At 65.1% G+C, this 16670-nt stretch carries 6 protein-coding genes; 5 read left to right on the top strand and 1 reads right to left on the bottom strand.

Annotated features, from left to right (window positions below):
* Positions 1-38 precede the first annotated feature (38 nt).
* A complete protein-coding gene (locus RM1_RS13535) occupies positions 39-2129 on the bottom strand; it encodes a UvrD-helicase domain-containing protein (RefSeq protein ID WP_072751893.1) in 2091 nt (696 codons plus the stop codon).
* 582 nt (positions 2130-2711) lie between these two features.
* On the opposite strand from RM1_RS13535, the gene drmD reads away from it, so the two are divergent.
* From drmD to drmC, 5 genes are read left to right on the top strand one after another with little or no spacing between them, the layout of a single operon-like run.
* Positions 2712-5876: a DISARM system SNF2-like helicase DrmD gene (drmD, locus tag RM1_RS13525; RefSeq protein WP_072751889.1), complete on the top strand. Its 3165-nt coding sequence runs from the start codon at positions 2712-2714 to the stop codon at positions 5874-5876.
* Entirely contained in the window at positions 5876-9964 is a 4089-nt protein-coding gene (locus RM1_RS13520) for an Eco57I restriction-modification methylase domain-containing protein (protein WP_072751887.1), read from the top strand. Before drmD ends, RM1_RS13520 begins: the two co-directional genes overlap by 1 nt.
* A complete protein-coding gene (gene drmA, locus RM1_RS13515) occupies positions 9964-13677 on the top strand; it encodes a DISARM system helicase DrmA (protein WP_072751885.1) in 3714 nt (1237 codons plus the stop codon). The genes RM1_RS13520 and drmA overlap by 1 nt, the downstream gene beginning before the upstream one ends.
* Positions 13677-15743 (top strand): DUF1998 domain-containing protein, encoded by a 2067-nt coding sequence (gene drmB / locus RM1_RS13510; RefSeq protein WP_245816300.1) that lies wholly within the window; start codon positions 13677-13679, stop codon positions 15741-15743. Before drmA ends, drmB begins: the two co-directional genes overlap by 1 nt.
* Complete coding sequence (gene drmC, locus RM1_RS13505) at positions 15733-16440, top strand: DISARM system phospholipase D-like protein DrmC (protein ID WP_072751883.1); 708 nt, start codon at positions 15733-15735, stop codon at positions 16438-16440. Before drmB ends, drmC begins: the two co-directional genes overlap by 11 nt.
* Positions 16441-16670 lie beyond the last annotated feature (230 nt).

The raw sequence follows: 16670 nt of genomic DNA, 5'->3' as shown, positions 1-16670 counted from the left end.
GTGGGCCTTTCAACTACCGGGACGTTGGTAGGTATCTATCACACGAGGGGGACAAGAAACGGGCTCGGTTCTTCGCTCCAGGTCACGAGCAGATCCTCCCGTGCGCGAGTACACGCGACGAACAGGACGCAACGTTCGCGCTGCATGTCGCGGTGGTGGGTCTGTGCATCGTCCTCGACGGCCGTGATCGCGGCAGCCGCGGGGACCTGCCGGGCGCTGACACCAGTGACCGCAACACACCGGAACTCGAGGCCCTTCATCGCGTGCATTGTCCCGATCGCGACGGAGTCGGTGTCGCCTTTGGCCTTCGCGAGCGATCTCACCGGCACGCCGCGGCGAAACAGTTCGTCCTGCACCTTGCTACCGAGCCATTTCGCCCGGGTGGCGATGCCGATCTCGCCGGGCGTGACGCCACTGTCGATCCACGCTTGCACGGTGTCGGCGACGTAGCCGATCTCGTCGCTTTGTGCGGCGAGACCCTTGGCTGTGGGCGGCATTCCGTGCACAGCGGAGCGGCAGCCGGCGATGGAGTCGAGTTGGCCGTCCATGTCGTCGATGCGTTCACCCGCAAGCAGCTGCAGGCTCCAGCCGAGGATCTCGGCGGTGGTGCGGTAGTTCAGGTTGAGGCGGCTGGACCTGCCGGTGACCTTGATCCCGATCTCACGCAGGCTGACTCGGCTGTCGTAGATGCGCTGGTGGGTGTCGCCCGCAATGAACATGTCGTCAGGCCCCTCCGGTGCGGCCGCCCGGATGAGCCGCCACTGCTCGGGGCTGAGGTCCTGCGCCTCGTCGACGACGACGTGACGGTAGGGCTTGTCGTCGCAGTCCTCGAGCAGGCGGGTGGCCTCTCGGCACACGGTTTCATGGGTCCACAGGCCCCGCTCGCGTAGCGCACTTTCGAACTCCCACAGTGCTTGCCAGACCTGCGCCTTCTGGTTGGCGCCGAGGCGGCGACCCCGCCCGGTTCGCTTCGCGGACAGATACGCGGCAGCCGTCGACACGCGTTGCGCTAGTGCTACGTTCCGCCATTCCGCGGAGAGGAATGCCGCGGTGAACGGTAGGTCGAGCCGGTCGATGATCGAGTCCCACAACCCATTTTCTTCGGAGTCTGCGAGCAGGTTCGGCGCGCCGTGCTCGTCGCGGAACACCCGATGTGCCAGCTTGTCGACATGCTGGACATCTATTCGGGCCAGAGCCTCTGCGGACGTGGACAGCAACTTGACACCGGCCAACAGAGAATCGGTGAGCGTGGAGGTGAAGGTGGTGACAAGGACGGAGGCGTCGGGCTTCTGGGCGAGTCGATATGCGCGGTGCAGCGCGACCACTGTCTTGCCGGTGCCAGGCCCACCGGTTACGCGAGCGGGGCCTCGGAAGTCGGCGTCGACTACGGCCTGCTGCGTCGGGTGCAGGTAGATGCGCCACAGCGCGAACGGATGCGCGAAGATCGCCATCAGGTCGTCCGGTCCGTCCACCAGCACGATCCGGTCGGTGCTGCGGGCCACCGCGGCGTCGAGATCGTCAGTGTCGTAGGGCTTGTCGACGATTGCGGCGCCCAGGTCGGACCACACTTCGTCCGGCGTCAGGCCCGACGCGAGCCCAATGAGGACCTGCCCCTGGGTTTCGGGGAGCATTCCCAGCGCGGCCTCGAGCTGGGCCTCGTCCGTGAGCGTCCGGGCGAAGGTCCGGGTCTGCTCGTCGATGCCGAGTCGGATGAGGTCACTGTCGTTGATGCCCTCGAACAGGCGGGCAGGCGTCGTCTGCGCGGTCTCCTGCAGTACGGGCAGGTTCTCCTCGATCCAGGACTCGTCCCGGACCTCGATCCCACCGGTTGCGCGGTTGACGGACAGATCCCGTCTGCGGGTCCAGGTGTAGGCGTCGTCATGCGGAAGGACCGTCAGCAGCGTGTAAGCGTCACCGGTCTCGGGGGCAAGGACGATTCCGCGGTGGAACTGATCGATGCGGATCGAGCGGAATCGAGGATTCCGGGCGTCGCGGATCTTCTCTAGATGTATCCCCGTGTGGGTCGCTGCCTCGAACTTGACAAAGACCTCGGTGATTCGGTCCTGCAGGGGCTTGTCGAGTCGGCCGTACTCTCGAAAGAAGTCTCTGTCTACCCCGAGCTTCGGCATGTGGTTGTTCCCCCGCGTATGAGATAGATGTTCCGGTCATCTTTACCAGCCCACCACGGCCGCCGTCAGTTGACCGCATTCAAGCTCATGGCTAGATCGGATTGGCTTTGAGGTAATGGGAGTGCACGTCCGGTAGATCGCGGAAAGCGTGCTCGGGGCTGCGGCTCCGGTGGCGGACGCGGGGTGCCGTCCTGCGACGGCCATGTGTGGGGTGACGATGGCGAAGCCGAACGACTGAGCAGATGTCGGACACCAGCCGGCGAGCCGGCTGACTACCAGGTCATTCAATTGATCGACGCCGGACCCGACTCGCCGTTGAGAAGGCGCCTCTTGGGATACTGAACAACTAGGTTGGGTCGACTTGACGATGTGTGAGCAGGGGAGCGCGGCTGTGCAGGACGGGCGGTGGATCGAGGTCTTGCCCTCGCATCTCGACCAGGGAAAGCCGAGCTTCACGCACGTCAATCAGACGCTAGGCGGCGCGCCGCTGCTGCGGCATTTCGAGACCCGCGAGGTCGAGTTTCGGGTTCGCTGCGACGGACCGAGTTCGACTACTGAAGACCGTTCAAACGAGGAGGATCAGTGACCGGAGGTCTGGTGGTCGCACCACCACTACCCGAGTCCGGCCAGGTGGTCGAGGTTCGAGGATCCACCTGGGCCGTGGCCAACGTCCAGCCGCAGGGGCTGCCGCGCAGCTCCGCCGACGACTCGGTGGCGCGGCTTTCGCACGTTGTAGACCTCCAGTCGTTGGACGAGGATCGGCTTGGCGAGAAACTCTCGGTCGTCTGGGAGCTCGAGGTCGGCCACACGGTCACCCCGGCACAGGGCTTGCCGGACCGTATTCATGCGGATTCGTTCGACGACCCGACCACGCTGGCCGGCTTCGTGGACGCGATGCGCTGGGGAGCGGTGACGTCGGCGGACCCCAACCGCTACCAGGCGCCGTTCTGGTCGGGTGTCAACGTCGAGGCCTACCAGCTCGAGCCGCTGCGCCGCGCACTCGGCGCGCCGCGCACGAACCTCCTGCTCGCCGACGACGTGGGCCTGGGTAAGACGATCGAGGCTGGGCTGGTCATTCAGGAGCTGCTCCTGCGGCACCGGGCACGGACTGCGGTGATCGTCTGCCCGCCGAGCCTGTCGCTGAAGTGGCAGGACGAGATGCGCGACAAGTTCGGCCTCGAATTCACGATCGTCAACAGCGAGCTGATGGCGCAGGTTCGCCGCACCCACGGGTTGCATGCCAATCCGTTCCTGATGTTTCCGCGGGTGATCGTGAGTATGGCCTGGCTGCCGCAGGTGCGCGCGCAGCGCCTGCTCCGCGACCTGTACGCGCAGGCCGGCAATCCGAAGTCGGCCAAGCGTTTTGCTTTCGATCTTCTCGTCGTCGACGAGGCTCATCACGTCGCTCCGTCGGGTCCTTCCACTATCGGAGGTGGCCGCGGCTACGCCGTCGACACGCAACGGACGACTGCGGTACGACAGCTGGCCGACCAGTGCGAGCACCGGCTGTTCCTCAGCGCCACCCCGCACAACGGGCATCCGGAGTCCTTCACCGCTCTGCTCGAGATGATCGACCCGCGACGGTTCTCCCGCGGCGCTCTCCTCGATTCCAAGGCGCTTCGGGACGTCACCGTGCGACGGCTTAAAAGTGACCTCGTGGGGAAGGGCTTCAAGGCCCGGAAGGTGAACACACTGCCGTTCGTACCGCGGGCGGACGAGGAGGAGAGTTTCGCCCTGCTCGATGAGATCGTCACAGAGAGTGCGGAGCTCAACGGCACGAAGCCCGGTGGCGACATCGTCGCGATGCTGCTCAAGAAGCGCTTCCTGTCCAGTCCCTTCGCGTTCGGCATGACGCTCGGCCACTACCTCGACGCCAAGGCCGGGCGTGGACTCTCCGAGGACGACTACGACGACGTTTTCGGTGAAGGCCAGTCCGACGAGGAGGAGGGCCTGTGGGATCAGGACGAGGCCGAGCGGCTCCGCGAGTCTAAGGGCTCCGACCCGCTCAGCGCCGCCGAGCCCGGCCAGCTGGAGACTCTGATGGAATGGGGTCTGGGCTTCGAGAGCCGGGCGGATTCCCGCCTCGACGCGCTGCTCGCCGAACTTGACGCCGTCTGTCGCCCGGACGGGAAGCACTGGACCAACGAGCGCGTAGTCGTTTTCACCGAGTACGCGCACACCGTCGACTGGCTCACCCGCGTGCTGACGCAGCGTGGCTACGCCGACGTGCTCGCCGTGATTCAGGGCTCCACGAAGACCGCGGAACGTGAGTACATTCGCTCGCAGTTCACCGAGGATCCATCGAAGGAACCGGTCCGCGTGCTGCTGGCAACAGACGCGGCGGGCGAGGGCATCGACCTCCAGACGTACTGCCACCGGCTGGTGAACTTCGACATCCCGTTCAACCCCTCTCGCTTGGAACAGAGGATCGGTCGCATCGACCGGTACGGGCAGACGGAGGAGCCGCAGGTATTCCACTTCCTACCTGGCAACGAGTCGTCCACGCTCTACGCTGCGGACGCGGGCTTCATGGCACGAATCGCAAAGAAGGTGGCGAACGTCGAACAGGATCTCGGATCGGTCAACGAGGTGATCGGCGCCGAGATCCAGAACCACTTCGCCCGCCGGACGCCGTCCCGAACCAAGGCCAAGAGTGTCGACCCGAACGAGGTCATCAATAACGCCCTCGCCGGCGGTATGGCCCTCAATGCCCGACTCACCGAGCTCGAGCAGGGCTATGACGCCTCGCGTACCGAGATGCATCTGGACCCGGCGAACCTGCGACGTGTTGTCGACACCGCGCTGCGGATCAATCACCAGTCGGCCCTCGTGCCGAATTACGAGTTCGCGCAGGACACCGACGCCGAGGTCTTCGATGTTCCGGCGCTCACCGCCGGATGGCGTGGCACACTCAACGGACTCGACACCCGGTTGCAGCCTGGGGTGCTGCGCCCGATCACGTTCGATCCCGACGCCGTCAAGGACCCGGACGGGAAGGATCGCAACGACCTGGTGTATGTCCACCTGGGTCATCCGATCGTGCAGAAGTCCCAACGCCTGCTGCGCCAGTCTTTGTGGAGCGTCGACTCGCCCCTCAACCGCGTCACCGCGGTGGTCGTCGACGACCTGCCCGAGTCGTTCGTTGCGGCTGTGACCCGCATGGTCCTCGTGGGTCGTGGCGGTCTGCGCCTTCACGAAGAGGTGTTTCTCGCCGGCGTGCGTGTGAAGGGTCGCCGCGCAATGGCCGAGGAGAAGGCGGAGGCGGCGCTCGACGCGGCGCTCGATGGCGATGACCTGAGACTCGCGGACGGTCGTGTACGCGACCAACTATGCGACATGTGGAACGCCCCCGATGCGCCACTTCGCGCCCGGTTGGAGGAGTCGATACGGGCTCGCGCCATCCGTCGGCATGACTTGGTCATGGAGCAGCTCGCGAAGCGTCATGCAGCAGACGTGCAACGTGCCCGCGAAATCTTCGCGGATTTCCGTGCCAATCTGCACGACTCACTCAGAGCGGTCGCAACCGATGACGAGCAGGCCCAGATGATGCTCTGGTCCGATGATCAACAGCGTCAACGTCGCCGCGACATCGAGGCGATGAGGCGTCGCTTGGACGAACTGGACGATGAGGAGACCCGCGAGATCGCCGCGATCAACGACCGGTATGCGGACGTGAAGCCGCACACCACCGCCGCTGCCGTGGTCTTTGCACTGACCCGTACCGACGCTGAAGGATGGATGGACTGATGGCACGCCAGACGCGGCGCACGCCGACGACGAACGCTGCCGACCTGCACCGCGGTTGGCTCGAGCTGGTCGACACCGAAGGGCCGTTCCTTGCCATCCCGCCGCTGAAGCGAGTCTGGCCCAACGGCATTCCCGACTTCAGGAAGACGCACCCGAGCCGATTCGATGTCCTCACCGACGCGCGGAAGTGGTTCGAGTCGGCGTGGGAAGCGCTCGACCGCAGTCCTGACAGCGAATCGGTACTCGATTCGTACCGGGCAGCCCGCGACGAATGGATCGAGATCGTCCTGCGTGACGTTGCCGGGTGGTCCGAATCCCTGTCCTGGGGTGATGTTCCTGGGGCGCAGGCGCAGGCGCAGTCGCCGAACCGAGCGGTCACCGTGACGGCACAGGCAGCACTCCGTGGCGCGGATGGCATCGGTGCGTTGGTTCACGTGGTCGACCCGGTCGACTCGCTACGACAGACACCGAGTGATCTGTGGGCCGCGACACCCGTCGACCGCCTCGAGGAACTGCTGCGTAAGAGCAAGTGTGACATCGGTGTCGTCACGGACGGACGCTGGTGGGGGCTCGTCTACGCAAGTGAAGGCAGCATGGCCGCCTCCGGCATAGTGGACGCTCTCACCTGGATCGAGGAACCACGCACCCGCGACGCGTTCCTCACCCTGATCGGGCGTCAGCACATCATTGGTGGCGAACTTTCGGAGCGACTCCCGGTCCTCTTCGAGGAATCTGTGGCTGCCGCCGAGGAGATCACCGAAGCGCTCGGCGCGCAGGTCCGTCGTGCCGTCGAACTACTCATTCAGTCGTTCTCGGAATCCGCCGCGGACGCTGGACGGCGTGGTCTGCCCGACCCGCTTCCCACGCGCACACATGACACGTACGAGGCCGCCGTCACCGTGATGATGCGCGTGGTGTTCCTACTGTTCGCGGAGGAACGGGGGCTGCTGCCGACGGGCGAGTTGTTCGAGCAGGGCTATGGCATCTCTCGCGAGCTTGCGCGACTCGTTGGACGCGAGAGTGACGAGAGCGAGGAAGCCCTCGACTCGACATCGTTGACGTGGCATCGTCTGCTGGCGACCAGCGCAGCTCTCTACAACGGAGCCACGTTCGAGAACATGCGTATGCCGGCGTACGGCGGGTCGCTGTTCGACCCCGCCCGGTTCCCGTTCCTGGCTGACGCGAACGAGCAGGGCAGCCTCGCGATCACTGTCTCGGACCGAGTCATGCTCCATGTGCTTCGCTCGGTGCAGATCGCCGAAATCAAGGGTGAAGCACGGCGGATCTCCTTCCGCGACATCGATGTCGAGCAGATCGGCTATATCTACGAAGGATTGCTGGGCTACAGTGCGGCCGTTGCCGGCGACGTAGTCGTCGGGCTGAAGGGCAAACTTGGCGAGGAACCTGAGATTCCACTCGCGGTGCTCGAAGCTCTCGCGGCCGAGCATACTGACCCCAAGAAGCTCGCCGCAGCGATTCGGTCCTTCACGGGGGAGGACCAGCCGTCGGCCACGCCGCAATCGGCTGCCGCAATCGCCAAGGCGATTGATGCGGAAGTCGAACCCGGCGTGGTCAGTGCGCTCACACAAGCCGTCGGAGACAACCTCGATCTTCGCGACCGAGTGAAGCCGTGGCTCGGCCTCATCCGTCTCGACCTGCGCAAGCATCCCTTTGTCGTGCTCGCCGGCGGGCTCTTGGTGAAGGAGACACCGTCCCGGAAAAATGCCGGCGCTCATTACACGCCGAAGTCACTGGCCGAGGAAGTTGTCCGCCACACACTCCAGCCGCTCTGCTACGCGCCTGGCCCGCACGAGAGTGCCGACGATCAGGAGTGGAAGCTCAAATCCTCCGACGAACTCTTGAACCTGAAAGTCGCAGACATCGCCTGCGGCTCCGGTGCCTTCCTCGTTGCTGCGGCGCGCTATCTCGCCGAACGCCTCGTCGAGGCATGGACCAGCGAAGATCCGGGCAACGCTGTTCGTGCCGGTCTCTACAACCGAGCCATGCGGCAGGTTGTCGCCAACTGCCTCTATGGCGCGGACATCAACGACATGGCCGTCGAGATGTGCAAGCTCTCGCTCTGGCTCGTGTCCCTCGACCGTGACCTTCCGTTCTCGTTCGTCGACGACAAGGTCTTCCTTGGCAATTCGCTACTAGGTGTTACACGGCTCGATCAATTGCGGCGTCTCCATGTCGACCCAGCCAAGGCGAGAAGCGACGAGACGTTCCATGGTCAGATTATCGACGTCGACGCGATCATCCAGCGAGCCATCGAACTTCGACGCCACCTACTGAGTGAGATCGACGAGAACGACCCTGCACGTACCAGCGCAGCCAAGCGTCGTCAGGTCGGTGAGTTGCACAGGGTGACAGCAGACCTTCGTAAGATCGCCGACGGTGTTGTGGCCGCCGGGCTACCGCTGGGCGGGAAGCCCGGCCGCGCACTCGACGAAGCCTACGAGAACCTTCGGGTCGCTGCTCGCGCAGCGTATCCGGACAAGGGTGCGTCCGATAGCACGTTTCTCGACACGCTCGTCGACGTGGGACTTACCCCGACGGTCGAGACCGACTACGAGCGCTGGGAACCGCTGCACTGGATCATCGAGGCCCCCGACGTTGTGATCGACAACGGCGGCTTCGACGCCATCGTCGGCAACCCGCCGTTCCTCGGTGGCCAAAAGCTCACCGGCGCGATGGGCACGCCTGTGCGCGACTGGTTCGTCAACAGCATCGCTGCCGGCCGCCGAGGCAGCGCTGACCTCGTCGCCTACTTCTTCCTCCGTGCGACCTCGCTCTTGCAGAAGAACGGCACCGTCGGCCTGATCGCCACGAACACGGTCGCCCAGGGAGACACCCGAGAAGTCGGCCTGGACGGGATGGTCGCCGGTGGTTTCACTATCACCCGCGCCATCCAGTCCCGCCCCTGGCCGGCAGCGAGCGCGAATCTGGAGTACGCCGCCGTGTGGGGCACCCTCGCAGCCGTCCCTGATGAGGTGCCACGGGTCGCGGACGAGCTACCGGTACGCCGAGTGAGCACTCTCCTCGAACCCTCTGGGCGGACCGAAGGTAACCCCCTCCGGCTCGCCGAGAACGCGGGGATCGGGTTCCAGGGCTGCATCGTGCTCGGCATGGGGTTCGTGCTCGACGCTGCCGAAGCGCAAGAGTGGATAGCCGCCGATGCACGCAACGCCGAAGTGCTCTTCCCCTACCTTAACGGCGAAGACCTCAACTCCCGACCCGACGCCTCCGCCTCCCGATGGGTCATCGACTTCAACGACCGCCCCGAAGGCGAAGCATCTCAGTACGCACTTCCTTTCCGCCGGTTAGTTGAATCTGTTAAACCGGAGCGACAGCGCGTGAAACCGGATGGGTCGTTCGTGCTTCGTCGTCCCTTGCCCGAGCGGTGGTGGCAGTACGGCGAAAAGCGACCGGCGATGAGAAAAGCGATTGCCGCATTGCCGGAGGTGTTGGTCATCGCACGTGTCAGTAAAACCGTAATGCCGCTGCGTGTTCCAACTGGGCAGGTCTTCCACGAAAAGGTGGTCGTATTCGCTACCGATTTCTATGCAGTCCAGGCCGTACTTTCATCGAGCGCCCATCAGTTGTGGGCTATCAAATACGGCACGACTATGCGAACTGACCCCACATATACGCCTGATCTCGTGTTCGGCTCTATGCCGCGCCCGGAGACATCAGACCGCCTCCACATTGCCGGCCGCGTCCTGGAAGAGGAGCGTCGAGCGATCATGTTCCGACGCAACCTGGGCCTGACGAAACTCTACAATCTCGTCAACGACTCCTCGATCCATCGCGATCAGGACATCGACCGTTTACGTGAGATCCATGTGGAGATCGACGAGGCCGCCATGGCCGCGTACGGATGGGACGACGTTCCTCTGGACCACGGTTTCCACACTTACCGCCAGATGGAGCGCTGGACAGTCAGCCCGGCGGCGCGAGTGGAGATCCTTGACCGCCTGCTTGAGGAGAACCATCGCCGCGCCGCGGCCGAGGCGGCTGACAACAGAGGCTCTCTCAAGGGCCGCAAGTCGAAGGTTGTGTCAGAGGGACAGGGGACATTGCTGTAATGAGCTACGTGACAGCCGGCAAAGGTACAGAGGCGTCCTACGAGCTGAACTACGAGCCTGACGGCACGTCGTTCATGGTGCGCGAGAACCTCGTTGACATTTTGGAGCGCGAACTTCTGGGCCCGATTCATGGTCCCGATGAAACCCTGTCGTTCAACCCTCGCTCTCAGTACCTCGTCGGGCTTATCGCGCCGTTCAAGCTCACCGGTGCCGCCATTTCCAGCGATAGTTCGGAAGAAGGGAGCGGACGAGGTGAGCTGGTCGAGGTTCGCACCGACGGTGACGCCGCGCACGAGCAGCGCGGCGTGCCATCCCAGCCGGCTGATGAAACCGAGGCGGATGCCGAGGACGACGACTTGGAGGACCGAACGCCCAAGCAGGGGTTGATGATCCCGGCGTCGATGGGATTGCGGTTCCAGGTGCCGGCGGACCTCGAGTCGTTCACAGTCACCGCATCCTGGGGCACCTACGAGTCGGTGGAGACGGAGAAGACCACCAAGACCGGGCGTCCGATCCGCGACTTCCAGCGCACGCCCGCGGCAGAGCCGCGCACGATCAGGCTCGCCGACCTGGTACCCGGTAAGACCACCGGGATCCCGCTGCGCGAGTCCATTTGCCTGCGCATCGACCGCTACGACGACCCAGCCTTCGGGCGCGTGCTGGTGGAGATCGCGCTGTGCAACGACCGCGAAACCCCCATGCCCATCCCCGTGAACATGTGGATGTTCCAAACCAAGCTGCGGGTCGATGCAGGCGGCGCCGAGGTGTTCCTGCCCGTCCGCGACGTACTCGAGTATGCGTGGCCCGAACACGACGAGGAGGTCCGTCGCCTCAACCTCCAGTACCGCAACCGCCTCGAGTTCGCGATCGGACGCACCTGCTCGGTAGATTGGGTCGTCAAGAACGGTGCACGCCGTGCCACCGAGGTCTCGACGACCTGGCTGCCGGTAGCCGAGACCCCCCAAACGCGAGCGCGATCGGTGCACGACGCAATGCTGTCCATGGACGCACTGTCGACCGTTACACCAGACGCCCTACGTGCGGGCCTCGAACCGTTGGTCAAGGGATACGGAGTCTGGCTCACTGCACAAGGCGATGCGGCCGATGGTCTACCCGAGCATCTCCAGGAAACCGCAGAGCTCGCGCTCCTCGAGGCCCGGCAGGCACATAGCCGTTTGGCCGCAGGCCTGGAACATGTGGCGACCGATCCGGAAGCGCTGCGGTGCTTTCAGTTCATGAACCGCGTGATGCGTGACCAGCGCATAGCGTCTCAGGTGGCAGCTGCGCGGGCCGCGGACGCCGCGATGACGATCGAGCAGGCGCAGGCCGATGTTGCGGCGAGGGGCGCCGGCGCGGCGTCGTGGCGACCATTCCAGTTGGCATTCATCCTGATGCAGCTCGGTGCGCTCACCGATCCCGCCGCGCAGCTACGCAGCGCCGACCACCACGCGCGGGTGGAGTTGCTGTTCTTCCCGACCGGTGGCGGCAAAACCGAGGCCTACCTCGGCCTGGCGGCCTACACCTTCGCCATCCGGCGCCGGCAGGGCGTCGTCGAATCTGCCGAAGGCCCTCTGGACGGCCGCGACGGCGTGGCCGTGCTGATGCGGTACACGCTCCGGCTCCTGACCGCCCAGCAGTTCCAGCGCGCGACCGCACTGATGTGTGCCGCCGAGCTCGCCCGGGTCGAGGACGAACCAACCTGGGGCGCAGAACCGTTCCGGATCGGGCTGTGGGTCGGAACGGACGTGAGCCCCAAGCGGTTCGAAGAAGCAGACGAGCAGCTCACCAAGGCCCACGAATACGGCTCGCACCGACTCACGGTGCTGCAGATCCAGCGTTGCCCGTGGTGCGGCACACCGATAACCGCGGCACAGGTCAAGGCCGACGCCACGATGCGACGCGTCTATGTGTACTGCGGTGACGAGTTGGCGCGGTGCCCGTTCGCGAAGGGCGGCACCGCATCCGAAGGACTGCCGGTGCTGACGGTCGACGAGGAGATCTACCGCCTGACGCCGGCATTTGTCATCGCCACCGTCGACAAGTTCGCGCGCCTCGCCCGGGAAGGCGAGGCCGCCGCCCTGTTCGGATACGTCAGCCGCCGGTGCGGACGCCACGGATACGTGCACCCGGACTACACCAAGTGCGACATCACCACGTCCCATCCGGCGAGCAAGGCCGGGCACCCCGGGGCCACCGTCCGCACGGTGGATCGCCTGCGGCCCCCGGACCTCATCATCCAGGACGAGCTGCACCTCATCACCGGCGCACTGGGTACCTCCGTCGGGCTCTTCGAAGTAGCGGTCGAGACTTTGTGCTCGTGGGAAACCAAGGCTGGCAAGCCCGTCAAACCGCTGATCGTCGCGTCGACGGCGACGGTGCGCAACGCCCAGGAACAGGTCCGCGGGTTGTACGGCCGCCAGGTCGAGATCTTCCCGCCCCAAGTCCTCGACGTCGCCGACACATTCTTTTCCGAAGAGGTCCCGATCGACCGGGAGAACCCCGGCCGCCGCTACGTCGGGGTCAGCGCACAGGGTGTGCGCCTGTCCAGTGCGGAGATTCGTGTATCCGAGGTGCTGCTGTCCTCCGGCCAGCTGCTCTTCGACAAGGCCGGCGCCGCGGCCGACCCCTACATGACGCTCGTCGGCTACTTCAACGCCACCCGGGAACTGGCCGGCATGGCGCGCTACATGGCCGACGACGTCCAGAACCGGGTCAAGCGCCCCCGCAAGGGCTCTGGTTTTCCGGCCCGGCTCGGAACCTCGTTCGGCCTGCTCCACTTGGGCGAGCTGACCTCGCGTATCGCATCCGCGGAGATCGGCCGCACACTCGACCGACTCGGGCTCGAGTTCGACCCGGACTACGACACCACCGAGGCGTTCCGAGAGCGACTCGCCCAGGACAAGGGCAAGAAGGTGCCGAGCCGCACCGAGATGCCGTTCGACGTGGTGCTCGCAACCTCGATGCTGCAGGTCGGTGTCGACGTGCAGCGGCTCGGCCTGATGCTCGTGGTCGGGCAGCCGAAGAACACCGCCGAGTACATCCAGGCATCCTCCCGTGTCGGCCGCGACCCGTCCGATCGGCCCGGCCTCGTTGTGTCCCTGGGTAACTGGGCACGCCCTCGCGATCTCGCGCACTTCGAACAGTTCCGGCACTACCACGAGACCTTCTACGCCCAGGTCGAAGCGCTGTCGGTCACGCCCTACTCGCCGACGTCGCTCGCTCGCGGGATCGACGGTCTGCTGGTCAGCGTGGCCCGGGTCGTCCAGGCCGCGCAATCCGACGGTCTCTCGCCCGAGCGTGACGCATGGCGTATCAAGGACCAGCGTTCCGCGGTCGAGACTATGGCCGAGCGGCTCAAGAAGCGGATCGCCGCCGCCGCGCAGACCGACGATGCGACCAAGCGCGCCAGCGACCTCCTGGTCAACCGCATCGACCGGTGGACCGAACGCGCCAAGCGAGCAACCGACATGAGCAGGACCCTCGTCTACGAGCGGACAGGCGAGGGGGACAAGTACCTGCCTCTAATCATCAGCCCGGAGAATGCCAAGGCGTCGGTCGGCGGGGCCGCGGAGACACCGTTCATCATCGCGAACTCGATGCGCGAGGTCCAACCGGAGATCAATGTCCTGGTCAGCCCGATTCCCGATCGGCTGTTTGCGCGGACACCCGCCGATGCGCCGGCATGGGCTCTGCCGTCTGGGGAGGACAACTGATGACCGACACCGCCGCCACCGAAATGGAGGTTCCCGCCGGGATGCTCCACGACGCCACCGACGTGCTCGACCCCCTCGCGGACGCCGAGGAAGGAGTGGTCAAGAACCGGGCCAAGGTGGGCTCGGCCCGCCCCTCGTCGCTGCTGTACACCTACGGTCCCGGCGCGATCATGGATCTGCCCGGCTTCTCCGTCATGCCCGCAGGACTCGACGACTGGGTGCCGATCTGGAAGCGACGCGAACACATCCCGAGCATTCTCGAGCCGCGACTGGTCAACGTGGTCCGGCTACACCTGGGCCCGCAGGTCGACGCGCTCCGGCCGTACCCGTGGCAACCCAAGCAGGGCGCGATGTCCAAGGAAGGCGCCGACCTCGGGATACCGGCACGAGTGTTCCCCCAGTGGTTCCGCTGCACCGGGTGCGACTACCTCGGACCGCTCCCTCGGTTCAGCTACACCAACACTCATCCGTTCCGGCCGGACCTCGCGCAGTTCACCCACAAGAGCTGCCCGGGCCGTAGTCGATCGAAACCAGTCGGCGCGGCTGGCAAGCGTGAGAGCCCCGCGGTCCCGGCACAGCACCTACTGACGTGCACGAACGGGCACCTCGACGAGTTCCCCTACATGCTGTGGGTGCATCGCGGCGGCAAGTGCGCCAAGGCCGAGCTTCCCGATCTGAAGATGCGCGACGCCAATGTCGGCAGGAGCGTCGGATCGGTCATCGCCTGCGCCTCGTGCGGAGCCACCCGCGGCATGGCCGAGGCGCAGGGATCGATTGGCCGCGATAAGCTCCCGCAGAAGTGCCGCGGCCGGCACCCACACCTCGGTGCCTTCGACAGCGATTGTGGGGCCCGTCCGGCCCTCATCATGATGGGCGCGTCGAACCTGTGGTTCGCGTCCACGCAGTCGATCATCGTCATGCCCCGCACCGAAGCTGAAGAGAAGAAGGCGCTCGCGGACAGGCTTCGCGTCGAGCTGGGTCTCGATCAGGTCAAGCAGTTCGGGGATCAAGTCGCTGTGATTCGTGCTCTCGCCAGCGCCAAGGGCATCGAGATGTCGGATGTCACCGACGAGGATCTGGTCACTGCAATCGCCGACGTGCTCGCCCCGGCCGGCTCGGAGGAGGATCGGCAGGAGAAGCTGGCGGCCTGGGATCCCGTCGAGCTGCTCGTGCCGGAATGGCGGTACCTGCAGAAGCCGGCGCTATTCCCGCAGCAGACAAACTCCAGCGGGCTGATGGTCACCGAGATGCAGCGCGGACCCAAGCTCAATCCCAAGATCAGCCGTGTTGTCGCGGTCAACCAGATGAAGAAGGTCAACGCGGTACTTGGGTTCACGCGGCTCGACGAGATGGATCGAGTCAACGATCTAGCCAGCCGTCTCGTCAAACTCACCCGCAACGGCAAACCGACGTGGGTACCCGCCACCGAGGACCGCGGCGAAGGGATATTCCTGCAGCTCGACCTCGAAGCAGTTGCCCAGTGGGAGAGTGCTATTCGTGAAACAAGCCTGTGGATGGCCCACCAGGCGGCGCACAAGCGCAACTTTCGGCGACGATTCTCCGAGACCGCCAAGCAGGTCGATCCAGACAAGAGGCTGCCCGCGCCGCGCTACTGGCTGCTCCACACCCTTTCCCACGTCCTGATCCGGGCGATGGCGATGGAGTGTGGCTACGGTGCCGCCAGCCTCAGCGAGCGCATCTACGGCTGGACAGCGACCCCGCAGCGAGAAGCGGCGGCAGGTCTGTTGATCTGCACCACCGCTTCCGACAGTGAGGGCACCCTCGGCGGGCTGGTCGCGCTTTCCGAGCCGACCCGGCTGGAGGGTCTGATGGTGTCGGCGTTGCGCCGGGCCGCGCGGTGCTCCTCGGACCCGGTCTGCGCCACGCGAACCCCGAGCGATCCGGAGGACTTCCTCCACGGCGCCGCCTGTCACTGCTGTTCTTTCGCCTCGGAGACGTCGTGCGAGAAGGCCAACCGATTCCTCGATCGGCGGTTCCTGCTGGACCTCCCGACGGCCACGGGCGAGTCTGTGCCCGGGTTCTTCGGGCGCGTCGATGACCTCTGACCCGTACAGCGCACTCGGCGAGTACCTCACGGCCTCCGAGGCCGTGGGGCTCGCCGTGCTGCTCGAATCGGGCCAGCACGTTGTCCATGCGGCGCGCTCGGTCGGGGCGGCGCGCCGGGAGGAGGCTACGAAACTCCTTCGTGCGGCCGGGATCGGGCACGCCGATGTGGAACTGTCCGTGGCAGTACTGCGTGCCATCGCTGGGGCGAAGATCGTTCACCGCGACCTGACGCCGGTCTGGACGATGCCCGGTAACGAGGCAAAGGTCGGACACCTCACGGGCGAGTTCCATCGCCTGATCGGCGCTGCGCGACAGTCGATCACTTGCGCCACTTACAACTTCGAGTCCACCTCGCAGATGTGGACGGTACTCGAAGAAGCATCCGAACAGCCCGGAGTTGTTGTGACCGTATACGTCGACGCAGCCAAAGCTGACGCACGTAAGGTCAAGGCGCAGCTCCCGTGCGCAACCGTCTACCAGTCGGCCGAACTGCCCGGCGGCAAACGCATTGTCAGCCATGCGAAATTCATCGTCATTGACCACGAGGTGCTGCTGATCACCAGCGCCAACTTCTCCTACAGCGCCGAGAATCGCAACATCGAGTTCGGCCTTCTCGTCCGCGACTCTGCACTCGCTGAATCAGTCGAGGCGACAATGGCGAGCAAGCACGGGAGTCTGTACGAACTGGTTAGTTAGATCGTGTTGCGGCAGGTATCGATCAGTACGACAGGGGACTTACTTCATGTATTTGAAGAGGCTGGACGTAGAGGGTTATCGCGCTGCGGCGTCAACGCCACTCACATGTGAGTTTGGAGGGCGATTCTCGCTACTGCTCGGCGCAAATGGTGCAGGGAAGACGACAATCAACGAGGCGATCGTGCACGCCCACCGCCATCGGTTTCCGAGGCCGCGCCCAGTTGATGCAG

Origin of the sequence: Rhodococcus maanshanensis NBRC 100610 (assembly GCF_001894865.1) — a bacterium.
Lineage (GTDB): Bacteria > Actinomycetota > Actinomycetes > Mycobacteriales > Mycobacteriaceae > Rhodococcus_G > Rhodococcus_G maanshanensis.
The sequence above is the reverse complement of the archived record's forward strand: the minus strand, read 5'-3'. Positions and strand labels throughout refer to the sequence as shown.

Coding starts and splice junctions, on each gene's coding strand:
- RM1_RS13535 (WP_072751893.1), bottom strand. CDS start 2,129: ATGCCGAAGCTCGGGGTAGACAGAGACTTCTTTCGAGAGTACGGCCGA.
- RM1_RS13520 (WP_072751887.1), top strand. CDS start 5,876: ATGGCACGCCAGACGCGGCGCACGCCGACGACGAACGCTGCCGACCTG.
- drmA (WP_072751885.1), top strand. CDS start 9,964: ATGAGCTACGTGACAGCCGGCAAAGGTACAGAGGCGTCCTACGAGCTG.
- drmB (WP_245816300.1), top strand. CDS start 13,677: ATGACCGACACCGCCGCCACCGAAATGGAGGTTCCCGCCGGGATGCTC.
- drmC (WP_072751883.1), top strand. CDS start 15,733: ATGACCTCTGACCCGTACAGCGCACTCGGCGAGTACCTCACGGCCTCC.